Origin of the sequence: Salmonella sp. SA14318, assembly GCF_029866905.1 — a bacterium.
Lineage (GTDB): Bacteria > Pseudomonadota > Gammaproteobacteria > Enterobacterales > Enterobacteriaceae > Salmonella > Salmonella enterica.
On the sequence record NZ_CP123282.1, the window covers coordinates 143,533 to 169,377 of the forward strand.

20 protein-coding genes are annotated in these 25,845 nt (G+C 52.7%); 8 read left to right on the top strand and 12 right to left on the bottom strand.

Annotated features, from left to right (window positions below):
- Positions 1-10 precede the first annotated feature (10 nt).
- Entirely contained in the window at positions 11-832 is an 822-nt protein-coding gene (cysE, locus tag QEN32_RS00695; RefSeq protein WP_001112113.1) for a serine O-acetyltransferase, read from the top strand.
- Positions 833-914: 82 nt separating this feature from the next.
- Here the strand turns inward: cysE and QEN32_RS00700 are convergent, their stop codons facing one another.
- Entirely contained in the window at positions 915-2,225 is a 1,311-nt protein-coding gene (locus QEN32_RS00700; RefSeq protein ID WP_001092104.1) for an MFS transporter, read from the bottom strand.
- Between the two features lie 73 nt (positions 2,226-2,298).
- Positions 2,299-3,495 (bottom strand): L-talarate/galactarate dehydratase, encoded by a 1,197-nt coding sequence (locus QEN32_RS00705; protein WP_001218249.1) that lies wholly within the window; start codon positions 3,493-3,495, stop codon positions 2,299-2,301.
- A gap of 317 nt (positions 3,496-3,812) precedes the next feature.
- On the opposite strand from QEN32_RS00705, the gene QEN32_RS00710 reads away from it, so the two are divergent.
- Entirely contained in the window at positions 3,813-4,817 is a 1,005-nt protein-coding gene (locus QEN32_RS00710) for a LacI family DNA-binding transcriptional regulator (protein ID WP_001537635.1), read from the top strand.
- 67 nt (positions 4,818-4,884) lie between these two features.
- Here the strand turns inward: QEN32_RS00710 and trmL are convergent, their stop codons facing one another.
- The 7 genes from trmL to QEN32_RS00745 form a co-directional block, all read right to left on the bottom strand.
- Positions 4,885-5,358: a tRNA (uridine(34)/cytosine(34)/5-carboxymethylaminomethyluridine(34)-2'-O)-methyltransferase TrmL gene (gene trmL, locus QEN32_RS00715; RefSeq protein WP_000932335.1), complete on the bottom strand. Its 474-nt coding sequence runs from the start codon at positions 5,356-5,358 to the stop codon at positions 4,885-4,887.
- A 64-nt stretch (positions 5,359-5,422) separates the two neighbouring features.
- Positions 5,423-6,613 (bottom strand): quinone-dependent L-lactate dehydrogenase, encoded by a 1,191-nt coding sequence (gene lldD, locus QEN32_RS00720; protein WP_000586988.1) that lies wholly within the window; start codon positions 6,611-6,613, stop codon positions 5,423-5,425.
- On the bottom strand, positions 6,610-7,386 hold the full coding sequence (lldR, locus tag QEN32_RS00725; protein WP_265322190.1) for a transcriptional regulator LldR: 777 nt from the start codon (positions 7,384-7,386) through the stop codon (positions 6,610-6,612). The genes lldD and lldR overlap by 4 nt, the downstream gene beginning before the upstream one ends.
- Positions 7,383-9,038 carry an L-lactate permease gene (lldP, locus tag QEN32_RS00730; RefSeq protein WP_001055308.1) on the bottom strand — a complete coding sequence of 552 codons (1,656 nt, stop codon included), beginning with the start codon at positions 9,036-9,038 and terminating at the stop codon, positions 7,383-7,385. Before lldP ends, lldR begins: the two co-directional genes overlap by 4 nt.
- Before the next feature lie 298 nt (positions 9,039-9,336).
- Entirely contained in the window at positions 9,337-13,722 is a 4,386-nt protein-coding gene (sadA, locus tag QEN32_RS00735) for a trimeric autotransporter adhesin SadA (protein WP_265322191.1), read from the bottom strand.
- A 43-nt stretch (positions 13,723-13,765) separates the two neighbouring features.
- A complete protein-coding gene (locus tag QEN32_RS00740) occupies positions 13,766-14,449 on the bottom strand; it encodes a DUF3251 domain-containing protein (RefSeq protein WP_024797492.1) in 684 nt (227 codons plus the stop codon).
- A 486-nt stretch (positions 14,450-14,935) separates the two neighbouring features.
- Positions 14,936-15,298, bottom strand: a complete 363-nt coding sequence (locus tag QEN32_RS00745; RefSeq protein WP_000665687.1) for a YibL family ribosome-associated protein — start codon at positions 15,296-15,298, stop codon at positions 14,936-14,938.
- A 290-nt stretch (positions 15,299-15,588) separates the two neighbouring features.
- Between QEN32_RS00745 and QEN32_RS00750 the strand changes: the two genes are divergently transcribed.
- Entirely contained in the window at positions 15,589-15,798 is a 210-nt protein-coding gene (locus QEN32_RS00750; protein ID WP_001062558.1) for a hypothetical protein, read from the top strand.
- 9 nt (positions 15,799-15,807) lie between these two features.
- Here the strand turns inward: QEN32_RS00750 and mtlR are convergent, their stop codons facing one another.
- From mtlR to mtlA, 3 genes are all read right to left on the bottom strand, one after another.
- Positions 15,808-16,398, bottom strand: a complete 591-nt coding sequence (gene mtlR, locus QEN32_RS00755) for a mannitol operon repressor MtlR (RefSeq protein ID WP_000193201.1) — start codon at positions 16,396-16,398, stop codon at positions 15,808-15,810.
- A complete protein-coding gene (mtlD, locus tag QEN32_RS00760; protein ID WP_079897571.1) occupies positions 16,395-17,543 on the bottom strand; it encodes a mannitol-1-phosphate 5-dehydrogenase in 1,149 nt (382 codons plus the stop codon). Before mtlD ends, mtlR begins: the two co-directional genes overlap by 4 nt.
- A 230-nt stretch (positions 17,544-17,773) precedes the next feature.
- Positions 17,774-19,690 carry a PTS mannitol transporter subunit IICBA gene (mtlA, locus tag QEN32_RS00765; protein WP_000093287.1) on the bottom strand — a complete coding sequence of 639 codons (1,917 nt, stop codon included), beginning with the start codon at positions 19,688-19,690 and terminating at the stop codon, positions 17,774-17,776.
- 533 nt (positions 19,691-20,223) lie between these two features.
- Here mtlA and QEN32_RS00770 point away from each other — a divergent pair.
- The 5 genes from QEN32_RS00770 (at position 20,224) to selB (ending at position 25,768) form a co-directional block, all read left to right on the top strand.
- Entirely contained in the window at positions 20,224-20,586 is a 363-nt protein-coding gene (locus QEN32_RS00770) for a DUF3302 domain-containing protein (RefSeq protein ID WP_000479643.1), read from the top strand.
- Between the two features lie 2 nt (positions 20,587-20,588).
- Complete coding sequence (locus tag QEN32_RS00775; protein WP_003827339.1) at positions 20,589-21,725, top strand: HlyD family secretion protein; 1,137 nt, start codon at positions 20,589-20,591, stop codon at positions 21,723-21,725.
- 97 nt (positions 21,726-21,822) lie between these two features.
- The gene (locus QEN32_RS00780) at positions 21,823-22,431 is read left to right on the top strand and encodes a glutathione S-transferase (RefSeq protein WP_000766677.1); all 609 of its coding nucleotides are present in this window, start codon (positions 21,823-21,825) and stop codon (positions 22,429-22,431) included.
- A gap of 98 nt (positions 22,432-22,529) precedes the next feature.
- On the top strand, positions 22,530-23,921 hold the full coding sequence (selA, locus tag QEN32_RS00785; protein WP_000200188.1) for an L-seryl-tRNA(Sec) selenium transferase: 1,392 nt from the start codon (positions 22,530-22,532) through the stop codon (positions 23,919-23,921).
- Positions 23,918-25,768 carry a selenocysteine-specific translation elongation factor gene (selB, locus tag QEN32_RS00790; RefSeq protein ID WP_058107991.1) on the top strand — a complete coding sequence of 617 codons (1,851 nt, stop codon included), beginning with the start codon at positions 23,918-23,920 and terminating at the stop codon, positions 25,766-25,768. The genes selA and selB overlap by 4 nt, the downstream gene beginning before the upstream one ends.
- Positions 25,769-25,845: the final 77 nt, after the last annotated feature.

Here is a 25,845-nt window from a genome sequence, read left to right on the forward strand (position 1 = left end):
GGAGTAAGCCATGCCGTGTGAAGAACTGGAAATCGTCTGGAAGAATATTAAAGCTGAAGCCCGCGCTTTAGCTGACTGTGAGCCTATGTTGGCCAGTTTTTATCACGCCACGCTACTCAAGCATGAAAATCTGGGCAGTGCGCTGAGCTATATGCTGGCAAATAAACTGGCTTCGCCCATCATGCCCGCTATCGCTATCCGTGAAGTAGTTGAAGAAGCCTATGCCGCCGACCCGGAAATGATCGCGTCGGCAGCCTGCGATATTCAGGCCGTGCGCACTCGCGATCCGGCGGTGGATAAATACTCCACGCCGCTGTTATATCTGAAAGGCTTTCATGCGCTACAGGCCTACCGCATTGGTCACTGGTTGTGGAATAAAGGTCGCCGCGCGCTGGCTATCTTCCTGCAAAATCAGGTTTCGGTCTCGTTTCAGGTGGATATTCACCCGGCAGCGAAAATTGGCCGCGGGATTATGCTCGACCATGCCACCGGTATTGTGGTGGGGGAGACGGCGGTTATTGAGGATGATGTGTCGATCCTGCAATCCGTCACCCTGGGCGGTACCGGGAAAACAAGCGGCGATCGTCATCCTAAAATCCGCGAAGGCGTGATGATTGGCGCGGGTGCGAAAATTCTCGGCAATATCGAGGTGGGGCGCGGCGCGAAAATTGGCGCAGGTTCCGTCGTTTTACAGCCTGTCCCGCCGCACACTACCGCCGCAGGCGTTCCGGCGCGTATTGTCGGCAAGCCGGGCAGCGATAAGCCGTCGATGGATATGGACCAGCATTTCAACGGGATACACCATACGTTTGAGTATGGCGACGGCATCTGAATTGCGCGGTACAACTAAAAAACGCTGTTCCGATGGAGTGCAATCCCGGAACAGCGGAGCGAAGAATTCGCAATGTGGACAATCAGGCTGCGGATGATGTCAGCGTGATACGATCCAGCGGGCCGACGATAAACAGATATGAAATGAGACCAATAAGTCCCATCGAGCCAACGTATAAAATGGCAAAGTCGAACGACTGAGTATTGGCAAGAATCACGCCGATGACCAGTGGCGTAACGATGCTTGCCATATTGCCGCACATGTTAAATACGCCGCCGGCAATACCCAGAACTTCCTTCGGCGAGGTGTCGCTGAGTACGCACCAGCCCAGGTTACCAAACCCTTTGGCAAAAAAGGCCAGACTCATCGCCGCAATGACCACAAATTCTGAAGAGGTGTAGTTGGCGATCACTATTACGCAAGAGAGCAACATACCGCAGATAACAGGCAGTTTCCGCGCGACGGTAAGGCTATAGCCGCGTTTGAGTAGCCAGTCGGAGAACACGCCGCCGAGCAGGCCGCCAATAAAACCGGCAATGGCTGGAATACTGGCCACGAAACCGACTTTCAGAATCGACATGCCTTTCGCCTGGTACAGGTAGGTCGGGAACCAGGTCAGGAAGAACCAGGTGATAGAGGTGACGCAGAATTGCCCGATGTAAACACCGATCATCATCCGGTTAACACAGACGGTTTTAATCTGCGCGAACGTTATTTTCTGCGGCTCCTTTTTACAGCCCAGAGAGGGCTCGCCACCACCGCTACGAATATAGTCAATTTCCGCTTGATTAACTTTTGGATGGTGCATCGGATCTTTGACTTTCATTAACCAGAATATACCGAGCATCACACCAATAGCGCCAATATAATAGAAGACAAAATGCCAGCTTAAATTATGCAGAATGATCGTCATTAGCGGGGTGATAATGCCCAGCGAGATATATTGCGCAGCCTGATAAACTGAAGTAACGAAACCTCGTTCATTATTGGGAAACCATTGTACGCTTAAACGACTGTTCGCCGGAAAGGCAGGCGCTTCAATCGCGCCCATCAGCAGACGTAGAATAACCAGTACAATTAATGGGCTGCCATACAAATAGATCGTTCCCTGAAACATGGTTACTAACGACCAGCCAATCAATGCGCAACCGTAAACCAGTCGTGAACCGTAGCGGTCTAATAGCCAACCGCCGGGTAGTTGCATAATGACATAGGCAATACCAAATGAGGAGAAGGCCAGGCCCATCGCTTCCGGATCAAAACCTAATTCTTTACTCATTATTGGGGCAACTACGGATAGAGTTGCGCGATCCGCATAATTAAATACGGTAGCAAGAAATAAAAATATAAGAATGGTATGACGCACTTTTGTGCGCTTTATTATTGTGTTCATTATCTACTCCTCAGATAAGGGCAGAATGCATCCTGTAAGGTAAGAGAGGCGGGACGGATTCCCGCCAGTCGGGTTAAGGGCGTTTGCCAAATTCACATGTTAATTGTGTCCAGCGGCGCGCTTGTTCACTGAGCGTGAAACCCAGACCATGACGATCGGAAATCCACATGCGGCCATCGCGCAGCTCAAGTTGCTCGTTGAATAATGGGTTCAGCCACTCGAAATGTTCCAGCCACGGCTCCAGGGGATACGCTGCGGAAAGGTGCAGGTGTACTTCCATCGCAAAGTGCGGCGCCAGCTTACGCCCGTGTTTCGCCGCCAGATCCATAATCTTCAGGAACGGAGAGATACCGCCGACACGCGGCGCATCTGGCTGAACGAAATCGCTGGCATTGCCCAGAATCAACTGCTCGTGTTCCCGGAAACTGGTCAGCATTTCCCCGGTGGCGATAGGCGTATCCAGCGCGGCAGCAAGCTGGGCGTGGCCTTCGATGTCGTAAGCATCTAATGGTTCTTCAATCCAGATAAGATTGAACTGTTCCATTTTACGCCCCATGCGGATAGCCGTTTCGCGATCCCACTGCTGGTTAGCGTCAACCATTAACGGGAACTCATCCCCAAGCGCTTCACGTACTGCGGTTAAGCGGCGAATATCCTCAGCGCAGTTGGGTTGTCCGACTTTCAACTTAATACCGCCAATGCCATTTTCGCGGGAAATCACCACATTTTTCAGCACTTGATCGAGCGGTGTATGCAAGAACCCCCCTGAGGTGTTGTAACACTGAACGGAGTCGCGGTGCGCGCCCAACAGTTTTGCCAGTGGCAGACCGGCACGTTTAGCCTTCATATCCCATAAGGCGATATCGATAGGGGAGATAGCCTGTACCGCCATCCCGCTACGCCCCACTGAGGCTCCGGCCCACAGCAGCTTAGTGTATATTTTGTCGATATCATTGGGATCTTCGCCCAGTAGATTGTCGGCTATCTCTTTGGCGTGAGCATAAATACCCTGGCCGCCAGCACGTTTGGAGTAGCTAAAACCAACGCCTTCAAAGCCATCGCGACTGCGGATTTCGGCAATGATGATTGCCACTTCGGTCAAAGGTTTCTGGCGACCGGTCAGTACCTTCGCGTCACTCACTGGCGTCGCCAGCGGTAGAAAAGCCAGTGATAGCTTCACCCATTCGATACGATCGCCGGTTTCTGCCGCGGTTCTGGTATTCGCCGCTTTTGCATACGTTACGGCGTCGGAATTCGCGCTTAAAGCCATTTTTTTCTCCTGATAATCACAAAATGATTGCGCTAACATTTTTATTATTAAGCGAGCACAGGATCCAGAAAGTTGATGTTGATTTGAACATTTGATCACATATGTCGTATAAAAAGCAGGATTTATTGCAAAATGGATCACGATCCAAAAATATCTGGGGAAATGCATAATACAAAATGATGGCGCTATCATTTTGTAATGACTGAGCTTGATAAGCTACTGTATTTACGGCCTTTCCTGATGCGAAGCTGGCAATAGCCGCAGGCATGATGAATAATGCGCGGATAAATCAGCCAATCTTTGCAGGGGCATCAGACGTGAAGAGAACCAAATCACCTCGTGCGCCGACGCTGGAAGATGTAGCACGTAGCGCCGGGCTGTCTCCGATGACAGTCAGCCGGGCATTGAATTCGCCACAACTGGTTCGCCCCAAAACGGTTGAGAAAGTCATGCAGGCGGTTCGCGTCACAGGCTACATACCCAACGCGTTAGCCGGTGGTCTGGCGTCGCGACGGAGTAAATTAATCGCTGTCGTCGTGCCGCAAATTAACAACAACATGTTTGTCGATACCATCCAGTCGCTGAGCGATGAACTGGCCCGACGCGGATATCACATATTGCTGTGCGTGGCGGGATATACCGAACAAACGGAAGCGGAATTGGTGGCGACACTGCTTTCCCGCCGCCCCGATGGCGTGGTGCTTACCGGGATCCATCACACGATAGAACTGAAAAAGGTCATCCTGAACGCGGCTATTCCGGTGGTGGAAATTTGGGACTTAACGCCCACGCCGCTTGATATGCTGGTCGGTTTTTCCCATGAAAAAGTCGGGCAGGCGACGGGGGAGTATCTTCTGAGTAAGGGCTATCGTCGTCCCGGCTTGTTGTGGACCGCCGATCGCCGAGCCGCGCAACGTAAGCAGGGGTTATGTAGTGTTCTTCAACGCCACGCTATTCATGCCGTACCGCAGGTAGATGTCCCCCTTCCGGCATCGCTTTCGCTGGGGCGCAGCGGTTTAAGCCAGCTTTTTGACGAAGGGACGTTTGATGTCATTGTTTGCAGTTCTGATACCCTGGCACAGGGGGCGATGATGGAGGCGGAAAGCCGTGGTTTGCGCATTCCGCATGATTTAGCGGTTATTGGTTTTGGCGACCTTGATTTTGCCGCCAGCAATCGACCATCAATTACTACCGTAAGCGTTGACAGACGCGCCATTGGCCAGCGCGCCGCTACGCTGTTGGCCGATCGTATTGAACAGAAACCGTGCGCAGAAGCTATTGTGGATATTGGCTTTCATTTGATTGAGCGAGAGTCCGCATAAACGGGAACATGCCATCGGGATCGGCCAGGCCGGATCAGGCGTTAGCCGCCATCCGGCATTGAATATATTACGACCGCAATACCGCGCCGGGGTATCCTAACTGGCGCCACGCTTCATACACCACCACCGACACCGCATTCGACAGGTTCATGCTACGGCTATCCGGCATCATCGGAATGCGAATCTTCTGCTCTTTAGGCAACGCATCGAGAATGCTGGCGGGCAGGCCGCGCGTTTCCGGGCCAAACATCAAATAATCGCCATCCTGATAGCTTACGGCGCTATGGGCGGGCGTGCCCTTTGTCGTCAACGCAAACAGGCGCTGCGGGTTTTCGGCGGCGACAAAGGCGGCATAATCGTGATGGCGCTGAACCGCGGCGAATTCGTGATAGTCCAGCCCTGCGCGGCGTAAGCGCTTATCATCCCAGGTAAACCCCATCGGTTCGATGATGTGCAGACGAAAGCCGGTATTGGCGCAAAGACGAATGATGTTGCCGGTATTCGGCGGGATTTCTGGTTCGAAGAGTACGATGTTAAGCATGATGCCCCCTTAAATGCGGGGGGCAGAATAGCAGAAATTTACCGGGCTCTCACGCGCCAGGCGTTCAGGCGGCATCGCCTTTGCTCATTGGCGCCAGCGCGGCGGGCAAACTTTTCCCCAGTTCCTGCACCAGTGAATCGCCACTGATTTCGCTAATGGATTTCGCGCCGGTCAGGGTCATGGCGACTTTCATCTCTTTCTCGATCAGGTCCAGCAGATTGGCGACACCCGCTTTTCCTGCCGTCGCCAGCGCGTAGAGATAGGCCCGACCCAGCAGTACGGTATCGGCCCCCAACGCAATCATACGCACGACATCCAGCCCGTTACGAATCCCGCTATCCGCCAGAATGGCGATATCGCCTTTCACCGCATCGGCAATGGCGGGCAGGGCGCGGGCGGAAGAGAGCACGCCATCGAGCTGGCGGCCGCCGTGATTCGACACCACGATACCGTCAGCGCCGAAACGTACCGCATCGCGGGCATCTTCTGGATCGAGGATCCCTTTGATCACCATTGGGCCGTCCCAGAATTCGCGTATCCACTCCAGATCTTTCCAGGAGATGGACGGATCGAAGTTATTTGCCAGCCAGCCGATATAGTCCTCAAGGCCGGTCGGTTTACCCAGATAGGCGGAAATATTGCCTAAATCATGCGGGCGACCGTTCAGGCCGACATCCCACGCCCATTTAGGGTGCATCACCGCCTGCCAGTAACGGCGCATGGCCGCGTTTGGGCCGCTCATCCCGGAGTGGGCGTCACGGTAGCGCGCGCCCGGCGTCGGCATATCCACGGTAAAGACCAGCGTGGAGCAGCCCGCCGCTTTCGCACGTTCAAGCGCGTTGCGCATAAAGCCCCGGTCTCGCAGTACATAAAGCTGGAACCACATCGGGCGCTTAATGGTTGGTGCAACTTCTTCAATCGGACAGACGGAGACGGTGGAAAGGGTGAACGGAATGCCCTTTGCGTCTGCGGCGGCGGCGGCCTGTACTTCGCCGCGACGGGCGTACATGCCGCACAGACCTACCGGCGCTAATGCCACTGGCATCGACAACGTTTCGTTAAACAGGGTCGTTTCCAGGCTTAAATCGGACATATTTTTCAGCACGCGCTGGCGCAGAGCGACTTGCGACAGGTCTTCCACATTTCGGCGCAGGGTATATTCCGCATACGCGCCGCCGTCGATGTAGTGGAAGAGGAAAGGAGGCAACGTGCGCTGAGCTGCGGCGCGATAATCGCTGGCTGCTGAAATAATCATGATTTATTCTCCCTGGTCATCTCATTATGGTCGCCGGGCAGGCGGGTAATACGCGCCTGGCGGGCCTGGTCTTCATCAAATCGTTTAATCGTGGTGTGGACAAAACTGAGGTGCGCCATCATCGCTTTACGCGCGCCCTCGGCGTTACCGTCCAGAATGGCGTCCATCACTGCCTGGTGTTGTTCCGTCAGCTTTGAGAATACGGGCGGAACGAGATACATACGCTGGCGACTCTGTTTGACGGAGGATTGCAGGACGTCGAAGAAACCGCGCATGGTTTGCAACAGCACCACATTGTGCGAGGCTTCCGCGATCGCCAGATGAAAGCGCACGTCGGCCTGGGAGGCGAGATCCGGGTCTTCGCTGAGCGTCGCATCAAAGCAGAGTCTGATTTTCTCTTTGTCGGCAGCGGTGGCACGCATGGCGGCGTGCCAGGCCGTACTGGCTTCAATGGCGTGGCGGGCTTCCAGAATGTCGAAACTGTAGTCCGGATCGTCCGCCAGCAGGGTTTTCAGCGGTTGTACGATATTCTGTTCAGACCAGGTTTCGTGCTGCCAGCGGACAAATGTCCCGCCGCCGCGACGGCTCACCAGCACGCCTTCGCTGACCAGCTTCGCCAGCGCTTCGCGTAAAGAGTTGCGTGATACGCCAAGCTGTAGAGCCAACTGGCGCTCGGCGGGCAATTTCATGCCCGCTTCCAGGTTTTGTTCTTCAATCAGCGCCCGCACGCGAGAGGCAATCTCGTCTGACAGGCGTTTTGGTATCACAATCACGGAATCATCCAGGTTAAAACATAGGCCTGAAGCGTAGTGATCACGCCCACCATACAGGTGAAGATCAGGCTGTGTTTGACGGTAAAACGAAACAGATCGGACTCTTTCCCTACCAGTCCCACCGCCGCGCAGGCGATGGCGATAGACTGCGGCGAGATCATCTTCCCGGTTACGCCTCCAGTGGTATTCGCCGCCACCATCAGCACATCAGAGACGCCGATTTGCTGCGCCGCGGTAGCCTGTAGAGAGGCAAACAGCGCGTTAGATGAGGTATCCGAGCCGGTCAGGAATACCCCCAGCCAGCCGAGGAACGGCGAGAAGAACGTGAAGGCGCTGCCGGTGTGCGCCAGCGCTAACGCCAGCGTAGAAGAAAGCCCGGAATAGTTCGAGATAAACGCGAACGCCAGCACCATGCCGATGGAGTAAATCGGCAACGCCAGCTCTTTCAGCGTGCTGCCAAAGGTCTGGATTGCGGCTGAGGGTTTCATTTTCAGCCAGACGATAGATAACAGCGCCGCAAACAGGATCGCCGTGCCGGTGGCGGAGAACCAGTCAAATTTATACACCGCCGCGTAAGCGGTCGCTTCGTGTACGACCGGCGGCATACGGGCGACCAGTTTATCGAGATACGGTACCGGAACGTTAATTACCCAGTCATACAGCGCGCCGCCAGGGGCAAACAGCGCTTTGAACGGCGGTATGCTCCAGAGAGTGACCGTGGCGGTCAGGAACAGGAACGGCGACCAGGCACGAACAATTTGCCCTGTCGTATAGCGGGTACGGGCTAGCGTCTGATCGACCTGTGACGCGCCCATATCGCCGAAGCGGAAGATGCGCACCGGCTGCCAACGTTTGAGGAACAGCGTCAGGCACACCAGAGACACAAGCGAAGAGATAATGTCCGGCAGTTCCGGCCCGATAAAGTTGGAGCTGAGATACTGGGCGATAGCAAACGAACCGCCAGAGACCATCACCGCAGGCCAGGTTTCTTTCACGCCGCGCCAGCCGTCCATAATCGCCATAATCCAGAACAGGACGATAATGGTCAGGAATGGCAACTGGCGGCCGACCATCTGACCGATTTCAAAGCTGTCCAGGCCCGTGACTTGTCCGGCAACCAGAATCGGGATCCCCATCGCGCCAAAGGCGACTGGCGCGGTGTTTACAATCAGGCACAACCCTGCCGCATACAGCGGATTAAAGCCCAGACCCACCAGCAGCGCGGCGGTTATCGCCACCGGCGCGCCGAAACCCGCCGCGCCTTCAAGGAACGCGCCGAAGCAGAAGCCGACAATCAGCATTTGCAGACGTTGGTCGGGGGTAATCGACAGAATTGATGAGCGAATAATGTCAAACTGCCCGGTCTTGACCGAAATTTTATAGACGAAGACTGCGGCGATGATTATCCAGGCTATCGGCCATAGCCCGTAGAAGAAGCCATACACGACCGATGCCAGCGCGTGATCGACCGGCATTTTATAGAACAGCAGCGCGACGGCGAGCGCGATAACCACCGTCCACGAAGCGGCAACATAGCCTTTCAGCTTGAGTTTAATCAGGGCGAAAAAGAAGAACAGGATTGGGAGCGATGCGATCAGGCTGGAAAGCCAGATATTACCCGCCGGGTCATAGTTTTGTTGCCAGAGGTTCATTGCAGGTCTCCTGAGAACCACACGCATAATGGGATGAATCTTTGCTCATCTCGTTGAAGTCACATTATGTGTAAAAGTGGTCCTGCCAATATTGTTGTGTATGGATAATGACAACAAATAGTTAACCAGATGTTATTTATTGGCAACGGTATTGTAGAGTTAATTTAGTGAAATGTGAGTAGGCTGTGGTAACGGGCTAAAATTGGTAGGGCCAATTGAGGGGAGAGGACAGCAAAGGGAAGTGAAAAGGCAATGGCATTATGCCATTGCCTTTGATGTCGGGAGTGTTGTTACTTCATTACCACTGGAAGCCCGCGCCAATGGCCGCAGAGTAATCGCCCTGGCTGTTGCTGGTTCCTTGCAATTTATACACCCAGCCCCCGCTTTCACTTACCATGGAGACACCAATGGCGACGGCACTTTCACCATTAAACGTACCGCCAGCAATCGAGGTCATGTTGGCGCCCGGGGTGTAGGCTTGTGGCAGACCGGCCATCGCCATCGCTGAAGCGATACCGCCGCTCATCTTGTTTTCTACACCTTTGATTTTGCTGTTCATTTCACCCATTTTCTGGTCGGTATAGGTGTTTGCTTCTTCGACGCTGCGTTTCAATTGCGCATAGTTAACCGCATCCGTATCATTCACCGCCGCTGAAACATTGCCGATCCGAGTGGTACCGCCACTCCCGTCTCCCAGGTTGAGCACGCTATAGTTAACCGAGCCATCTGCATTGGTTTCATAACGCACGGAGCCTGCTTCTGAGGCTTTCAGTTGCGCCACATTAACCGCGTCAGTGTTGTTCACCCCTGCGGCAACGTTGGTAATACGGCGTTGTTGAGTAGAAGAGCCGACAGACACAGTATTAGCTTCATCTGCGACGGAATTTGTGCCTAACGCCACGCTGTTTTCAGCGGCAGCAATAGAGCCAGAGCCAATCGCGACGCTGTCCGCACCCTGGGCATTTGCATCTACGCCATCGGTGTTGGTCTTGAAGTACTTGGTGCTACCGGTAGTGACGATATCGCCAATACCGTTTTCAATATTGGTGACGCGAGTATCAAGACTACTCACCTGCGTGTTCAGGTTATTGATGCTTTCGGTATTCGCGGCAACACGGCTGTCGGTGACTTTCAATTGACCAACGTTAACGGCATCGGTATCTGCCGAACCCGCCGCGACGTTAGTGATCTGACGTTGACCGTCTTCACTGCCGACAGAGAACTCACCGACAGAGTTCTGCGGTGTGTCCATGTTGTAGGCGGTGTAGTCAGTCTGTGCGCCGCGAGTGGTCTGAGAACCATTACCCATTGCAATACTGTTTGCATGATTGGCGCGTGCGTTAGAACCGATAGCAATACCGTTGATGGCATCAGCCATCACCAGTGTATTCAGACCAATACCAATACCTGCATCAGCATTGACGATGGTCTTCGCACCCATTGCCAGTGAGTCAGTTCCGACAGCCAGTGAATCTTCTTCCGTTGAGTTTGCGTGGTAGTACTTGGTCGGTGTAGTAGTGACCGCACCAATGGCATTTTGTAACTGACGAACTGTTACCGCATCTTGCGCTTCAGAGCCGTCAGCAACGTTGGTAATTTGACGATAGCTTTCTCCATCCGTCCCCAATGACAACGCGCCCAGCAACTTTCTGTCTGTTGTATTGTAGCCAATGACGACGCCATCGCTTGTTACGCTCGTTTCTCGTATACCGGTTGTAATAGCGCGGTTAGAGGTGGAGCCACTGCCCAAAGCGATACTGCCCTCAATGCTACTGCTGCTGTTTTGGCCAAGAGCCAGGCTGCCAGCGCCAGAGGCGACGGCGTCGTAACCTACTGCCGTTGCGCCGTTACCCGTTGCGTATGCATCCTGGCCTTCAAGCCCGTTATCATTCGTACGGATGTATTTCACGCCGGTACCATTTTCCGTGATATAGGTTTCGCTGGTATCGCCAGCTAGTTGGCTAATAGATTCATTATACTGAGAAATCAGCATGTTAGTTTCATAAAGCTGAGAGCCATTAACGGCGTCAGTACTGTCACTGGCGATTTCACCTGCTGCTACATTGGTTATCTTATTGGTACCGCTGGTACCGTGGCTGGCGCTGAACGCACCCTCTCCGTCATCCCAGCTCAGTGCATCGGTACCAAGATTGGTGATGGACGTATTGATATCCGCGATAGCAGAGGTGTTTTGATCCACCTTCTGGTTGGTTTCATACAACTGTGAGCCGTTTACCGCGTCTGTACTGTCCTCAGAAAGCGCCCCGGCGGCGACATTGGTTATTTTACTGGTGCTTCCACCGTGGTTTGCGCTGAAAGCGCCGATGTCTTCGTCCCATAACAGAGCGTTATCAGTGAGGCCGGTAATGGACGTATTAATGTCGGAGACAGAAGTATTCAGGTTCTCAATCGCGGTGCTGTTCTGAGTGATGTTAGTGGTATTGGCGGCGATATCGGTCGTGTTCTGATCCACTTTTTCATTGGTTTCGAACAGCTGCGAGCCGTTAACCGCGTCGGTACTTTCTTCAGACAGCTCTCCGGCAGCAACGTTGGTGATTTTGTTTGTCGTACTACTTCCGTGGCTGGCAGAGAACGAACTCGTTGTCTCATTCCAGCTCAGGTTGTCAGAGCTAAGATTGGTGATGGACGTATTAATATCTGCGATAGCAGAGGTGTTTTGATCCACCCTCTGGTTGGTTTCATACAACTGGGAGCCGTTCACCGCGTCTGTACTGTCCTCAGAAAGGTCCCCGGCGGCGACATTGATGATTTTACTGGCGCTTCCGTTGCGGTTAGCGCTGAATGCGCCAGAGACTGCATCCCATAGCAGTGCATCGTCGGTGAGCGTGGTAACTGAGTTGCTCAGGTTGTTGATACTGGTGGTGTTGGTGGCGATATCAGTGGTGTTCTGATTGATGCTGGTTGTATTGGCAGCGATATCAGTGGTGTTCTGAGACACATTTTCATTGGTGGCAAACAATTGTGAGCCGTTAACGGCGTCGGTGCTGTCCGAAGCCAGGGTACCCGCCGCCAGATTGGTGATTTTGCTGTCGCTTCCGTTGTGGTTAGCGCTGAATGCGCCAGAGGTCGCATCCCAAAGCAGGGCATCATCGGTGAGCGTGGTGACGGAGTCGCTCAGACTGTTGATACTGGTGGTGTTGGTGGCGATATCAGTGGTGTTCTGAGTGATGCTGGTCGTATTAGCGGCGATATCGGTTGTGTTCTGCGACACATTTTCGTTGGTGGCAAATAGCTGAGAGCCGTTAACGGCGTCGGTGCTGTCAGCAGCCAGGGTACCCGCCGCCAGATTGGTGATTTTACTGTCGCTTCCGTTGTGCTTAGCGCTGAATGCGCCAGAGGCTGCATCCCAAAGCAGGGCATCGTCGGTGAGCGTGGTGACGGAGTCGCTCAGGCTGTTGATATTGGTGGTGTTGGCGGCGATATCAGTGGTGTTCTGATTGATGCTGGTCGTATTGGCGGCGATATCGGTTGTGTTCTGGTTAATGCTGTCGGTATTAGCGGTAATATCGGCAGTGTTTTGGTTGATGCTGTCGGTATTGGTGGCGATATCAGCAGTGTTCTGATCTACTTTTTCATTCGTATCAAACAACTGAGAGCCGTTAACGGCGTCGGTGCTGTCCGCAGCCAGGGTACCCGCCGTCAGATTGGTGATTTTGCTGGCGTTTCCCGTGTGGCTAGCGCTAAAGGCGCTGGTGCTGTCATCCCACAGCAGCGCGTCTTCGGCTAATCCTGCGACAGAGGCCTCTGTGTTAGTGATAGAAGTGTTAAGTGCGCTTAATGCACTGCCTACGTTATTGTAGATGCCTGTGCCTACCTCGTAGAGGGGCGCATTCACTGTACCATCACTATTAACGGAAGCCCCTCCGCCGAGTCGGTCGGCGACGGATTGACTTAAAGAATAGATTTGCGCACCTGTAACGGCATCGGTACTGGTGGAATTGATGTCGCCTTTAGCAACGTAGGTGATCTGCCGCTGAGTGGTGCTGTTACCCACGGCGACGGAATTGTCTTCCTGGGCGATAGAGCCCGAGCCAAGGGCAACTGAGTTGGTGCCTATCGCTTTTGCGCCATTACCAAATGCAGCGCTGTCGTCGCCGCTCGCAGTGGCTTGATAACCTAATGCAGAGGAAGTTGCTCCGCTCGCGACAGATTTATAACCTAACGCAACCGATTTTGCGCCGCTCGAATTGGCATACACGCCCATTGCCATTGAATAACTTCCACTGGCTGAGGATGAGGCGCCCATTGCAATGGCCCGGTCACCGGCAGAAACCGATTTTACGCCAAGCGCTAACGAAGAGTCGCCGGTGGACTGGCTGTATGAACCAATGGCGGTACTCCATTTCCCCATCGCGGAGGCTTTATAACCCATAGCGGCGCTTGCGCCATCAACGTTAGTGTAAGTATTGGCTGTGGCATCGGTACCAATTGCAATCCACCCTTTTCCTCCAGTCTGGGTACCCGTTGGAGTAACGCCGTCGCCAGTATCGTTCCCGGCATTGGCCAGTGCGTCCGCAGAAACCATAATGCTGCTAAGACTGATGAGTGCGGAAACCGCCAGCTTTCTGCGGCCGCTTTTTTTGCCGCGGCTTTTTGCGGTTTCGCTGGTGACAACAAATGTTCCCGTAGCGGCATTCCAGAGGACTCTAAATATTCTGTTCATGAATAAGTGCTTTCCTTTTCTAAAATAATTGTATCAATGGCTATTATTTTTTTGGCTTCTTTTTCGTATCATTAATAGGCTGTATACTGTCGAATATGACATTCTCCATATTAATACCTATTTTTAGATACTTAAGATTATTGGGCGATACGCCTTTTAATGTTAGCGTGACGTTTGTCCATGCTCCCGGTAAGAGTTCGATTGTCGAATCCATTTTTGTGTTGAGCAGGAGTTGTCGCCATCGAGGCAGATCTTTTGCCTCGGAAGGTTTTTTCGTACCCCATGTCATATTAAACGCAAGGTTTGATACGGGAATGCTGAGTAAGTTAACTAAATCAAGATGAATAACACTTCCATTATCTATTGGCTCAATAGATAGAATACGCCCGGCTAATCCGATATTGCCGTTGTTAATAATAAAATAGTGCGTTTGTGATGGGTCCAGTTCTGTATAGTCGAATAGCCGTTGTTTGCGTTCAACGCGGCCAACGACTTCGGCGATCTTTTGAGTCGTGTTGATAACCGTAGCTTGTTGTTTTTCTAGCAAATTCATCTTTGCTTCTTGTTCTTTTTGTTGTTTTTCTAACAGGTTTATCTTTGTTTCTTGTTCTTTTTGTTGTTTTTTCAGCTCTTCAACAAGGTGTTTATCTGCAAAGTAGTCACAACCAGATAAAAAGAATGTGAATCCCAAAGCAAGCAGGGGGATAAATTTTCCATTTTTGTGCATATAAAATATCCTTGTTAATAATTTATATAATATAAATAGTTAACCTGTTATTTATACAGCTAACTCATCATATTGCGAGCATTGCCAATAACCATAATATATGGTTATAATTAAAACATTCATTGCTTCTATAGGAGTGTGCAAATACCCGACGTTGTTTATCAATTACTCATAGCAATGCTTTATAAAAATATAATTATAATGTTTATGTATGGGGATTTTTTTCAGGGATGATAATGTTATTTAATTTTGCGGGTCAATCATATTCTGCGGGATATAAGAAAAGAGGATGAAAAAAATTCATTGTATAAATACAAACAGGCATGATAGTGGAATTTTTCATCCTGAAAAAGCAGGGACTACCGTTAAAAATGAACTTGTATATAAGCGGTGTAAATACTTCCAGGAAAAATTCGGAATATAGCCCGATGCTCTCAAGACACCCTCCGTACAACGGGTGTCCTGAGAACCTGGGATGCGGAAGGTTTAGAACTCGCTCTTCGCGAAGCCTGTCATCTCTTTGAGCCCCATTTCCCGGCCCAGCGCCGTCATCGGGTGGACCACGATCAGGCCGCGTACGCTTTTTTTGAGTTTGCCCATATCGGCCTGCTCTTTTTTAGTGATCGCGCGGCGAAACGGCAGGTTCATCAGCTTCTGCGCTTCTTTACTCAGTTTTTGGCTGTGTACTTCGCGCAGACGGATAATTTCTGCTTCCAGCGTCTCTTTTTCTTTTTCCAGCTCCGCGTATTTATCGGCGGATTCAACCAGAGAGAGACCTGCCTGCTGGTGGCGAATAGCGTCAAGACGATCGCTCAGGCGTTTAATTTCGTTTTTTTCGACTTCTTTCATGGGATAGCTTCTGATAGAAATGGGATAGATACCTTATAGTATGCGCGCAGTGAGTGATTCTTCACAACTCATGACGTAAAGATAATCAATTATGGCAAGTATTACACTGCTCACTATTTAATTATCTCGTTGAGAATAAAATCCTTTTTGTCGAAAGAAAAGATGAAGCGCCCTTTTGTCGGCAAGAAAAGCGATTAAGCACATTTTCCTCAATGACAACGCTAAATTGATCCTAAACTCAAATAAGCGACCGCGGGAGTCAGACGCGGGTCCCACATGGAGGATCTATCATGGCAAAAATAGGTGAGAACGTACCACTTCTTATTGATAAAGCCGTCGATTTTATGGCGTCCAGCCAGGCGTTCCGTGAATACCTGAATAAAACGCCGCCGCGTGATTATGTTCCTTCCGAAGTGCCGTCGGAGAGCGCGCCCATTTATTTGCAGCGTCTGGAATATTACCGACGGCTGTACCGACCAAAAGAAGAAGAAAGAGGTTAACGGCGGGATTTACTTTTGAAAGGCCTTTTTTAAGCTGATTTTAGAAATCAGCTCGGTCAGAGAGAGGACCATCGTCGAACGCACCGCCTGCTGGTAGCGCTGAATTTGCATGGCGTATAGCGCCGCGTCGGACGTATCAAAATGCGGCGGCGGCGGTAGCGCCATGACGCAGTGCAGTTCGCCAAACGGCCCGAGGATTTCATCGTCGGTAAAGGCGTACTCATTGCCGTCGTGATTCAGCTCTTCGCGCAGCGCCATTAACAGCTCCGCATCTTCATATTCGGTGCGGCTGAGTACGCCCAGACCATAGATAAGTTTCAGACGTACCGAAAGATCGCCCAGCGGCCCGTCGCCGTCCAGCAACGGTTCCACAGCGTATTTCACCGCATAGTCGTCTTTGCGAAACACCTGGAGCACCAGAATATTCACCGCCTCGGTCAATAACTCGACGGCGGTAATCAGGAAGCTCCGTACGGTTTTGCCAGCATTCAGACGCTCAAGCACACGATTTTCAAAGGCCTGGGTTTGTTCCATTATTGCCTGCATATCTGACAATCTGTTATTTGGGCGCAGGCTAACCTGCGCCGGATTCTGCGTCATTTGGTCGCGTTATATGCGTTAACCGCCTCCGCCACCACATCGCTATTGGCATCCAGCCCGGAAATTTGCGCCAGCGCGGCCTGCGGGCCTTTTTCGGTAATCAGAGCCGCCAACTCCTGCGCCTGCGGATCTTCAACACTACGGAAATGCATCGCCGCCGCGATCCCTTTGACCAGATTCACATGCGGCAGACCATATTCCAGGGTGCCAAGCAGCGGTTTGATCAGACGGTCGCCCGCGCTGAGTTTGCGTAGCGGCTGACGACCTACGCGTTCGACGTCATCTTTCAGATACGGGTTTTCAAAACGACCGAGGATTTTCTGAATGTATGCCGCATGTTTGTCGGCATCAAAACCGTAGCGTTTGATCAGCACCGCGCCGCTTTCTTCCATCGCGCCTTTCACCACCGCACGAATACTCTCATCGAGAATGGCGTCGCGAATGGTTTGATGACCGGCTAATTTGCCGAGGTACGCGGTTATAGCATGACCTGTGTTCAGCGTGAAGAGTTTACGTTCGACAAATGCCATCAGGTTATCCGTTAACTCCATCCCCGGAATGTTTGGCAGTGTGCCTTTGAACTGAGTTTTATCAACAATCCACTCGCTGAACGTTTCTACCGTCACTTCCAGCGGATCGTTGGTTGCCGACGCAGAAGGCGGCACGATGCGGTCAACGGCGGAATCGACAAAGCCAACATGTTCTTCTACCCATGCTTTGGCGTCTTCCGGTAGGGCATTCATCACATGGCCTTTCAACTGCGTTGTGCCGCGCACCATATTTTCACAGGCGATGATATTCAGCGGGGCATCCACGCCCTGCGCCTTACGTTTTACCAGCCCTTTAGCGATGGCCGGAGCGATACGCTCAAGCACAACCGGACCCACGGCAGTAGTGATTAAATCAACGTGGGCAATCAGGTCGACAACATCATCGCCGATGCTGCTGACAGCGTTGACGCCGGAAACCGTATCAACCTGCTCATTTTCACCCACAACATGAACCTGATAGCTATGACGGGCATTCAGGGCATCGAGTACGACCTGATTTACATCCGCAAACGTCAGTTGTATCCCCGCGTCAGCCAGCAGTTTGCCGATAAAGCCACGACCGATATTACCTGCGCCAAAATGTAATGCTTTCATAGTATTAACCTTCATTAATGTTTTTACCCGAGAGGGCTGGGGTGAGGGACTGCATAGATTTCCCCTCAACCTAACCCTCTCCACAAGGGAGAGGATATCGCCTTCATATTTCGAACTGCAGATGCGTTGGCTCTCCTCGCTCACCCCAGTCACGTACTTATGTACGCTCCTGGGGATTCACTGCGTTGCCGCCTTCCTGCAGCTCGAACTATTTTGGGGATACTTAACTGTTAAGCTTTTTTACCTGCCAGCAGTTCCAGAACTTCATCCACGCTGGTGGTGTGCGCCAGACGTTCGATCACGGATTCATCATCCAGCGCGTTGGTCAGGCTGGTGATGACCTGGATGTGCTCATTGTTACGTGCGGCGATACCAATGACCAGACGGGCAATATCGTCTTCTTCTTCACCGAAGCGTACGCCTTCCGGATACTGGCAGAACACCACGCCGGTTTTCAGCACGCGATCTTTCGCTTCCACTGTACCGTGCGGTACTGCGATGGATTCACCGAGGTAAGTCGGCGTCAGCTTTTCGCGGTCCAGCATCGCCTCGACGTATTCCGGCTCAACATAGCCGCCTTTCACCAGTTGTTCACCGGCAAAGCGAATCGCCTCTTCTTTGTTAGCGGCTTTACGGCCCAGGAAGATATTCTCCGCACCCAGTTTGAACAGGTTGTTATCACCCTCCTCAAAGCTGTCTTTCAGATGGTCGCGTACTTTCTCTTCATTAGTATTGTGGCGCTGTGCAGCAACCAGACGTTCGGTCAGGCTGGTGTACAGGCCGCTATCCAGGAAGTTGGTCAGCGAAATATGCTGCGCCTGCGGTACCTGACGCATCGCGCGCTCGGTAAGGTCACGGTGAGTAATGACCAGATCCACATCCGGCGGCAGATTGTTAATGGCGCTGTTGGTGACGGAGATCTGGCTCAGGCCCGCATCCTGTACTTTCTTACGCAGTACCCCTGCGCCCATCGCGCTGGAACCCATACCGGCATCGCAAGCCACGATGATTTTACGCACATGGCTCAGGTCGTTGGTCACGTCGCCAGCCGCCAGCGGAGAGGCGCCTTTAGATTCCGCTTTCATGTCATGCATACGACGGGTGGCCGCTTCAATGTCATCTTCTTCTTTCACTTTGCTGGTTTTCAGCAGAATTGCAGAAACCACGAAGGAGACCGCCATTGCCGCCACGATGGCAGCGATGTTAGCGAAGTAAGCGCCTTTTGGCGTCATCGCCAGTACGGCCAGAATGGAGCCAGGAGAGGCCGGAGAAACCAGACCGCCGTTCAGGATGGTCAGGGTGAATACGCCGGTCATACCGCCGAGAATCACCGCCAGAATCAGGCGTGGGTTCATCAGCACGTACGGGAAGTAGATCTCATGGATACCGCCCAGGAAGTGGATAATTGCCGCGCCGCCCGCAGACTGTTTAGCGCTGCCGCGACCGAAGAACATGTACGCCAGCAGGACGCCCATCCCTGGACCCGGGTTAGCTTCAATCAGGAAGAAGATGGATTTACCCATCTCATGGGACTGCTGGATACCCAGCGGTGAGAAGATGCCGTGGTTAATCGCGTTATTGAGGAACAGGATTTTCGCCGGTTCAACAAAAATGGACGCCAGCGGCAGCATATCGTGCGCCACCATGAAGTTAACGCCCGCCGCCAGAATTTTGGACAGGACTTCAACCGCCGGACCAATACCGAGGAACGCCAGGATGGCGAGGATCATACCGATAATGCCAGCGGAGAAGTTGTTCACCAGCATCTCAAAACCGGATTTGATCTTACCGTCTACCCAACTGTCGAATTTCTTAATGCAGTAGCCGCCTAATGGACCGGCGATCATTGAGCCGAGGAACATCGGCATATCCGCGCCGACAATAACGCCCATGGTAGTGATAGCGCCCACCACGCCGCCGCGTTCGCCGCCAACCAGACGACCGCCGGTATAACCGATGAGCAGCGGCAGCAGGTAGGTGATCATCGGACCAACCAGTTTCGCCAGCGTTTCGTTAGGCAACCACCCTGTTGGAATAAATAATGCGGTGATAATACCCCACGCGATAAACGCGCCGATATTAGGCATCACCATATTGCTGAGGAATCGACCAAAGCTTTGCACTTTGATCTTAATATCGGATGACATAAAAACACCCCTTCTTATGTTGCTGTCGCGCAGGCTGAAAGCCCGAGGTTTGTTAATGTAGCGGCAGAGGTAGCCGGACCCTGTAGTGTAGATACTGCGCAATCTGGCACTGAATCGTTCAACTGTCCAGTCGACGGTCTTTTATGTGATATTCGTCACGTAAATATAGGGTGTATGGCGTTAGTTAATGTGATTTTAATCACAAAATAACGGTACAAAAAAACATCACAGTGCAATAATTCGCTGCAAATGAGGATTAAATGTGAACTGATTCACATTTTTGGTTTTGCTGTTTGTTGAATTTTTGTGATGTGGATCGCAAATTATTTTCATCTGGATTTGAGCAGATGTGATCTGCGGCAGGTTCTACCCCCGACATTTTTTATTGCAAAACAAAGCAACTTCTCACCAGAAAAAATATTTATTTTGTGGTATGGCGAAAACCCCAAACTGCAGTTATGTTCAAAACATCAGCCAGGGTGCATACGGCTGCCGGCATAAAAAACTCTAATTAGCGTGAATTCGAGGCAGGCATGTTTCTAAATTATTTCGCGTTGGGCGTGCTGATCTTCGTTTTTCTGGTTCTGTTTTACGGAATCATCGCCATTCACGATATTCCCTATAACATGGCTAAAAAACGTAACCATCCCCATGCCGATGCCATCCATACTGCGGGATGGGTGAGCCTGTTCACTCTTCATGTTATTTGGCCGTTCCTGTGGATCTGGGCCACGCTCTACCAGCCTGAAAAGGGATGGGGAATGCAGTCACACATCACACCGACCGGAAAGGAGTCAGACCCTGAGATTGCCGCGCTGGCAGCGCGAATCACCCAGTTGGAAAAAAGACTGGATGGGGAGAAAAAAAACGATAGCTCCACCTTTCCGGAGATTTAATCATGGATTTGTTGATAGTCCTGACCTATGTGGCCTTTGCCTGGGCCATCTTTAAAATATTCCGTATTCCGGTAAACCAATGGACACTTGCTACCGCTGCATTAGGTGGGGTGTTCATTGTTGCGGGATTGATTTTATTAATGAACTATAACCACCCGTATACTTTTACGGCGCAAAAAGCGGTTATTTCAATTCCGGTCACTCCGCAAGTCACGGGAATTGTTAGTGAGGTAACAGATAAAAATAATCAGCTAATTAAAAAAGGTGATGTGCTGTTTAAGCTCGATCCGGTACGGTATCAGGCGCGTGTCGACAGGCTGCAGGCTGATCTGGTTACCGCTACGCACAACATCGACAACCTGAAAGCACAGTTGTCGGAAGCGGTCGCCAATACCACCCGTGTATCTGCTGAACGTGACCGTCTGTATAAAGATTATCAACGCTATTTGAAAGGCAGTCAGGCGAAGGTTAACCCGTTCTCTGAAAGCGATATCGATAACGCTCGGCAAAACTATCTGGCACAGGATGCGCTGGTCAAAGGCTCGGTTGCAGAACAGACGCAGATTCAGAGCCAATTAGACAGTATGGTCAACGGTGAGCAATCTCAGGTTGCGTCCCTACGTGCCCAGCTTGCCGAGGCTAAATACAATCTTGAACAGACGGTAGTTCGTGCCCCCAGCAACGGTTATGCCACGCAGATTTTAATTCGTCCGGGGACTTACGCAGCAGCATTACCTTTGCGTCCGGTAATGGTGTTTATTCCTGAACAAAAACGGCAAATCGTGGCGCAATTCCGCCAGAACTCGCTGCTGCGCCTTAAACCAGGCGATGAAGCGGAAGTGGTGTTTAACGCGCTGCCTGGTCAGGTTTTCACCGGCAAGCTGACCAGTATTCTTCCTGTCGTTCCGGGTGGTTCTTATCAGGCGCAGGGCGCATTACAGTCCTTAACGGTGGTGCCGGGTACCGATGGCGTGCTGGCCACGATTGAGCTGGATCCGAATGCCGATGTGGATGCGCTGCCGGACGGTATCTATGCCCAGGTCGCAGTCTATTCCGACCATTTCGCCCACGTGTCGGTAATGCGTAAAGTACTGCTGCGCATGACCAGTTGGATGCATTACCTTTATTTGGATCATTGAGACGGTCATCACCTGCCATTTTCAGTGACCTGAGCCATACTAAGCGGTGCCCCACTATCATTGGGCACCGCTTTTTTGTTGGCAAAAAGGACCCGGCATGAAACTCATTGGCAGCTATACCAGCCCTTTTGTGCGTAAAATTTCGATTCTGTTACTGGAAAAGGGCATCACCTTCGAATTTGTGAATGAACTTCCCTACAACGCGGATAGCGGGGTGGCGCGCTATAACCCGTTAGGTAAAGTACCCGCGTTGGTCACCGATGCGGGCGAGTATTGGTTCGATTCGCCGATCATCGCGGAATATATTGAACTGCTGGATATCGCGCCAGCGATGCTCCCGCGTGACCCGATGGCAGCGCTTAAAGTTCGCCAGCTTGAAGCATTGGCTGACGGCATTATGGATGCAGCGTTGGTTTCTGTACGCGAACAGGCGCGTCCGGCGGCGCAACAATCGGAAACGGAACTGCTGCGCCAGCGGGAAAAAATCAACCGCAGCCTGGATATGCTCGAAAGTTATCTGAGCGACGGGACGCTAAAAACGGATACGGTCAATCTGGCGACTATCGCGATTGCCTGTGCGGTAGGCTATCTCAACTTCCGCCGGGTCGCGCCTGGCTGGTGTGTTAGCCGCCCCCACCTGGTCAAACTGGTCGAAACGCTTTTTCAACGCGAAAGCTTTGCCCGCACCGAAGCGCCAAAGGCTTGACGCGCATTATGTCCGCCTGAGCAAACTCACGTTACAATCCCCCTTATGTCGATATCCCTCTCCCGCCAGGAGAGGGCCACCAACAGCCAGGCATTTTCATGACAAGCGAAACGCGTACACTCTACAGCCAGCTTCCTGCTATCGATCGCTTATTGCACGATAGCGCTTTTCTTTCTCTGCGCGATCGGTATGGCCATACCCAGGTGGTTGATCTGCTTAGGCGGATGCTTGACGACGCGCGCGACGTCATACGGAATACGCAAACGCTTCCCGACTGGTACGCAGACTGGGCGCAAGAGGCGAAACTCCGGCTGGAAAATGCGGCGCAAAGCGCGCTGCGCCCGGTGATTAACCTGACGGGGACGGTGCTGCACACCAACCTTGGCCGCGCATTGCAGGCGCAAGAAGCGATTGAGGCGGTAACGCAGGCGATGCGCGCGCCGGTGACGCTGGAATACGATTTAGATGGCGCCGGGCGGGGGCATCGCGACCGGGCGCTGGCGACGCTGTTATGCCGTATCACCGGGGCGGAGGACGCCTGTATCGTCAATAACAATGCGGCGGCGGTATTGCTGATGCTGGCGGCGACCGCCAGCGGCAAAGAGGTGGTAGTTTCGCGTGGCGAGCTGGTCGAAATCGGTGGCGCGTTTCGTATTCCGGATGTTATGCGCCAGGCGGGCTGTACGCTGCATGAAGTAGGCACCACCAACCGGACGCACGCGAAAGATTACCGTCAGGCGGTAAATGAAAATACCGGGCTGTTGATGAAGGTGCATACCAGTAATTACAGCATTGAGGGCTTTACCAAAACGGTAGAGGAAGCGGAACTGGCGGAAATCGGGCGAGAGCTGGATATTCCGGTGGTGGCGGATCTGGGCAGCGGTTCGCTGGTGGATTTAAGTCAATATGGCTTACCCAAAGAGCCGATGCCACAGCAGCTCATTGCCGCAGGCGTCAGCCTGGTAAGCTTCTCCGGCGATAAGTTGCTGGGCGGGCCGCAGGCCGGGATCATCGTCGGCAAAAAAGCGATGATTGCCCAACTGCAAAGCCATCCGCTGAAACGCGCTCTGCGCGCGGATAAAATGACGCTGGCGGCGCTGGAGGCAACGTTACGTCTGTATCTGCACCCGGAAGCGTTGGCGGAGAAATTACCCACCCTGCGTCTGTTAACCCGCAGTGAAGCGTCGATTCGCGAGCAAGCGCAGCGGTTACAGGCGCGGCTGGCGGCACGTTACGGCGATGAATTTGCGCTGGAGGTTAAACCCTGCCTGTCGCAAATCGGCAGCGGTTCATTACCGGTAGACCGCCTTCCCAGCGCCGCCATGACCTTTACCCCGCACGACGGGCGTGGTAGTCGGCTGGAGGCACTGGCGGCCCGCTGGCGCACGCTGCCTGTACCGGTCATTGGCCGAATTTATGATGGCCGTTTATGGCTGGATATGCGCTGTCTTGAAGACGAAAGCCGGTTTATGGAGATGATGCTGAAATGATTATTGCAACTGCCGGACACGTAGACCACGGTAAAACGACGTTGCTCCAGGCGATTACCGGAGTCAATGCCGATCGCCTGCCGGAAGAGAAAAAACGCGGGATGACTATCGATCTGGGCTACGCCTATTGGCCGCAGCCGGATGGTCGTGTGCTGGGCTTTATCGATGTGCCTGGACATGAAAAATTCCTCTCTAACATGCTGGCGGGCGTAGGCGGTATCGATCACGCTTTGCTGGTGGTCGCCTGTGATGACGGCGTCATGGCGCAAACGCGCGAGCATTTACAGATCCTGCAACTGACGGGCAATCTCCAGCTCACCGTCGCGCTGACCAAAGCCGATCGCGTGGACGAGGCGCGTATCGGTGAAGTACGTGAAGAGGTACTGGCGGCGCTCGACAACTATGGCTTCGCCGATACCGTTTTATTTGTCACCGCCGCCAATGAAGGACGCGGTATTGCAGAACTTCGCGCTCATTTACAGCAGCTTCCTGCACGTTTGCACGCCGCGCAGCATCGTTTCCGTCTGGCTATCGACCGTGCGTTTACGGTGAAAGGGGCGGGACTGGTGGTGACCGGAACGGCGCTGAGCGGAGAGGTAAACGTGGGCGATACGCTATGGTTGACCGGCGTTAATACGCCGATGCGCGTACGAAGTCTACACGCGCAAAATCAGCCCACCGACCATGCGTATGCCGGGCAACGTATTGCGCTCAATATTGCGGGCGATGCGGAGAAGGAGCAGCTTAACCGAGGCGACTGGCTGCTTTCGGATGCGCCGGTGGGGGAGGCTTTTTCCCGGGTGATCGTTTCTCTGGCGCTTCATGCGCCGCTTTCCCAATGGCAGCCGCTACATATTCACCATGCCGCCAGCCATGTGACCGGTCGCGTCTCTTTGCTGGAAGGCGGGCTGGCCGAGCTGATCTTTGATACGCCGTTGTGGCTGGCCGATAATGACAGACTGGTGCTGCGTGATATTTCCGCACGCGCCACCCTTGCCGGCGCACGCGTGGTGACGCTTAAGGCGCCGCGTCGCGGTAAACGTAAGCCAGATTATTTGCACTGGCTTTCAACGCTTGCCGCCGCGCAGGACGATAGCGCGGCGTTGGCCATTCATCTGGAACGCGGCGCCGTCAACCTGCCGGATTTCGGTTGGGCGCGTCAGCTTAATCCTCTCGGTATGCGTCAGCTTATTGAGCAACATGGTTTTATCCAGGCCGGAGACAATCTGTTAAGCGCGCCCGTCGCCGCCCGCTGGCAGCGTAAGATTCTTGATACGCTGGCGACCTACCACGAACAGCACCGCGATGAACCGGGGCCGGGACGCGAGCGTTTACGCCGCATGGCCCTGCCAATGGAAGATGAAGCGCTGGTCCTGATGCTGATCGAGCGGATGCGCGACGACGGCCTGATTCATAGCCATCACGGTTGGTTGCATCTGCCGGATCATAAAGCAGGATTTAGCGATGAGCAGCAGGCCGTCTGGCAAAAAGTTGAACCGCTATTTGGCGATGAGCCCTGGTGGGTACGCGATCTGGCGAAAGAGACCGGAACGGAAGAACAATTTATGCGGCTGGTGCTGCGGCAGGCGGCACAGCAAGGCATCATTACCGCGATCGTAAAAGATCGGTACTATCGTAACGATCGGATTGTCGCTTTCGCCAATATGATCCGCGAGCTGGATCAAGAGAGAGGATCAACGTGTGCGGCGGATTTTCGCGACAGGCTGAATGTAGGGCGGAAACTGGCCATTCAGATCCTTGAATATTTTGACCGGATTGGATTTACACGACGTCGTGGGAATGATCATTTATTACGTGATGCGTTATTATTTCCGCAAAAAGAATGAAATGGTTAAATTAAATAACAAATGAAGCAATACAATTATTGCGTTGCTTTTTATTTTTCTGGCTTCTTAAAATAGCC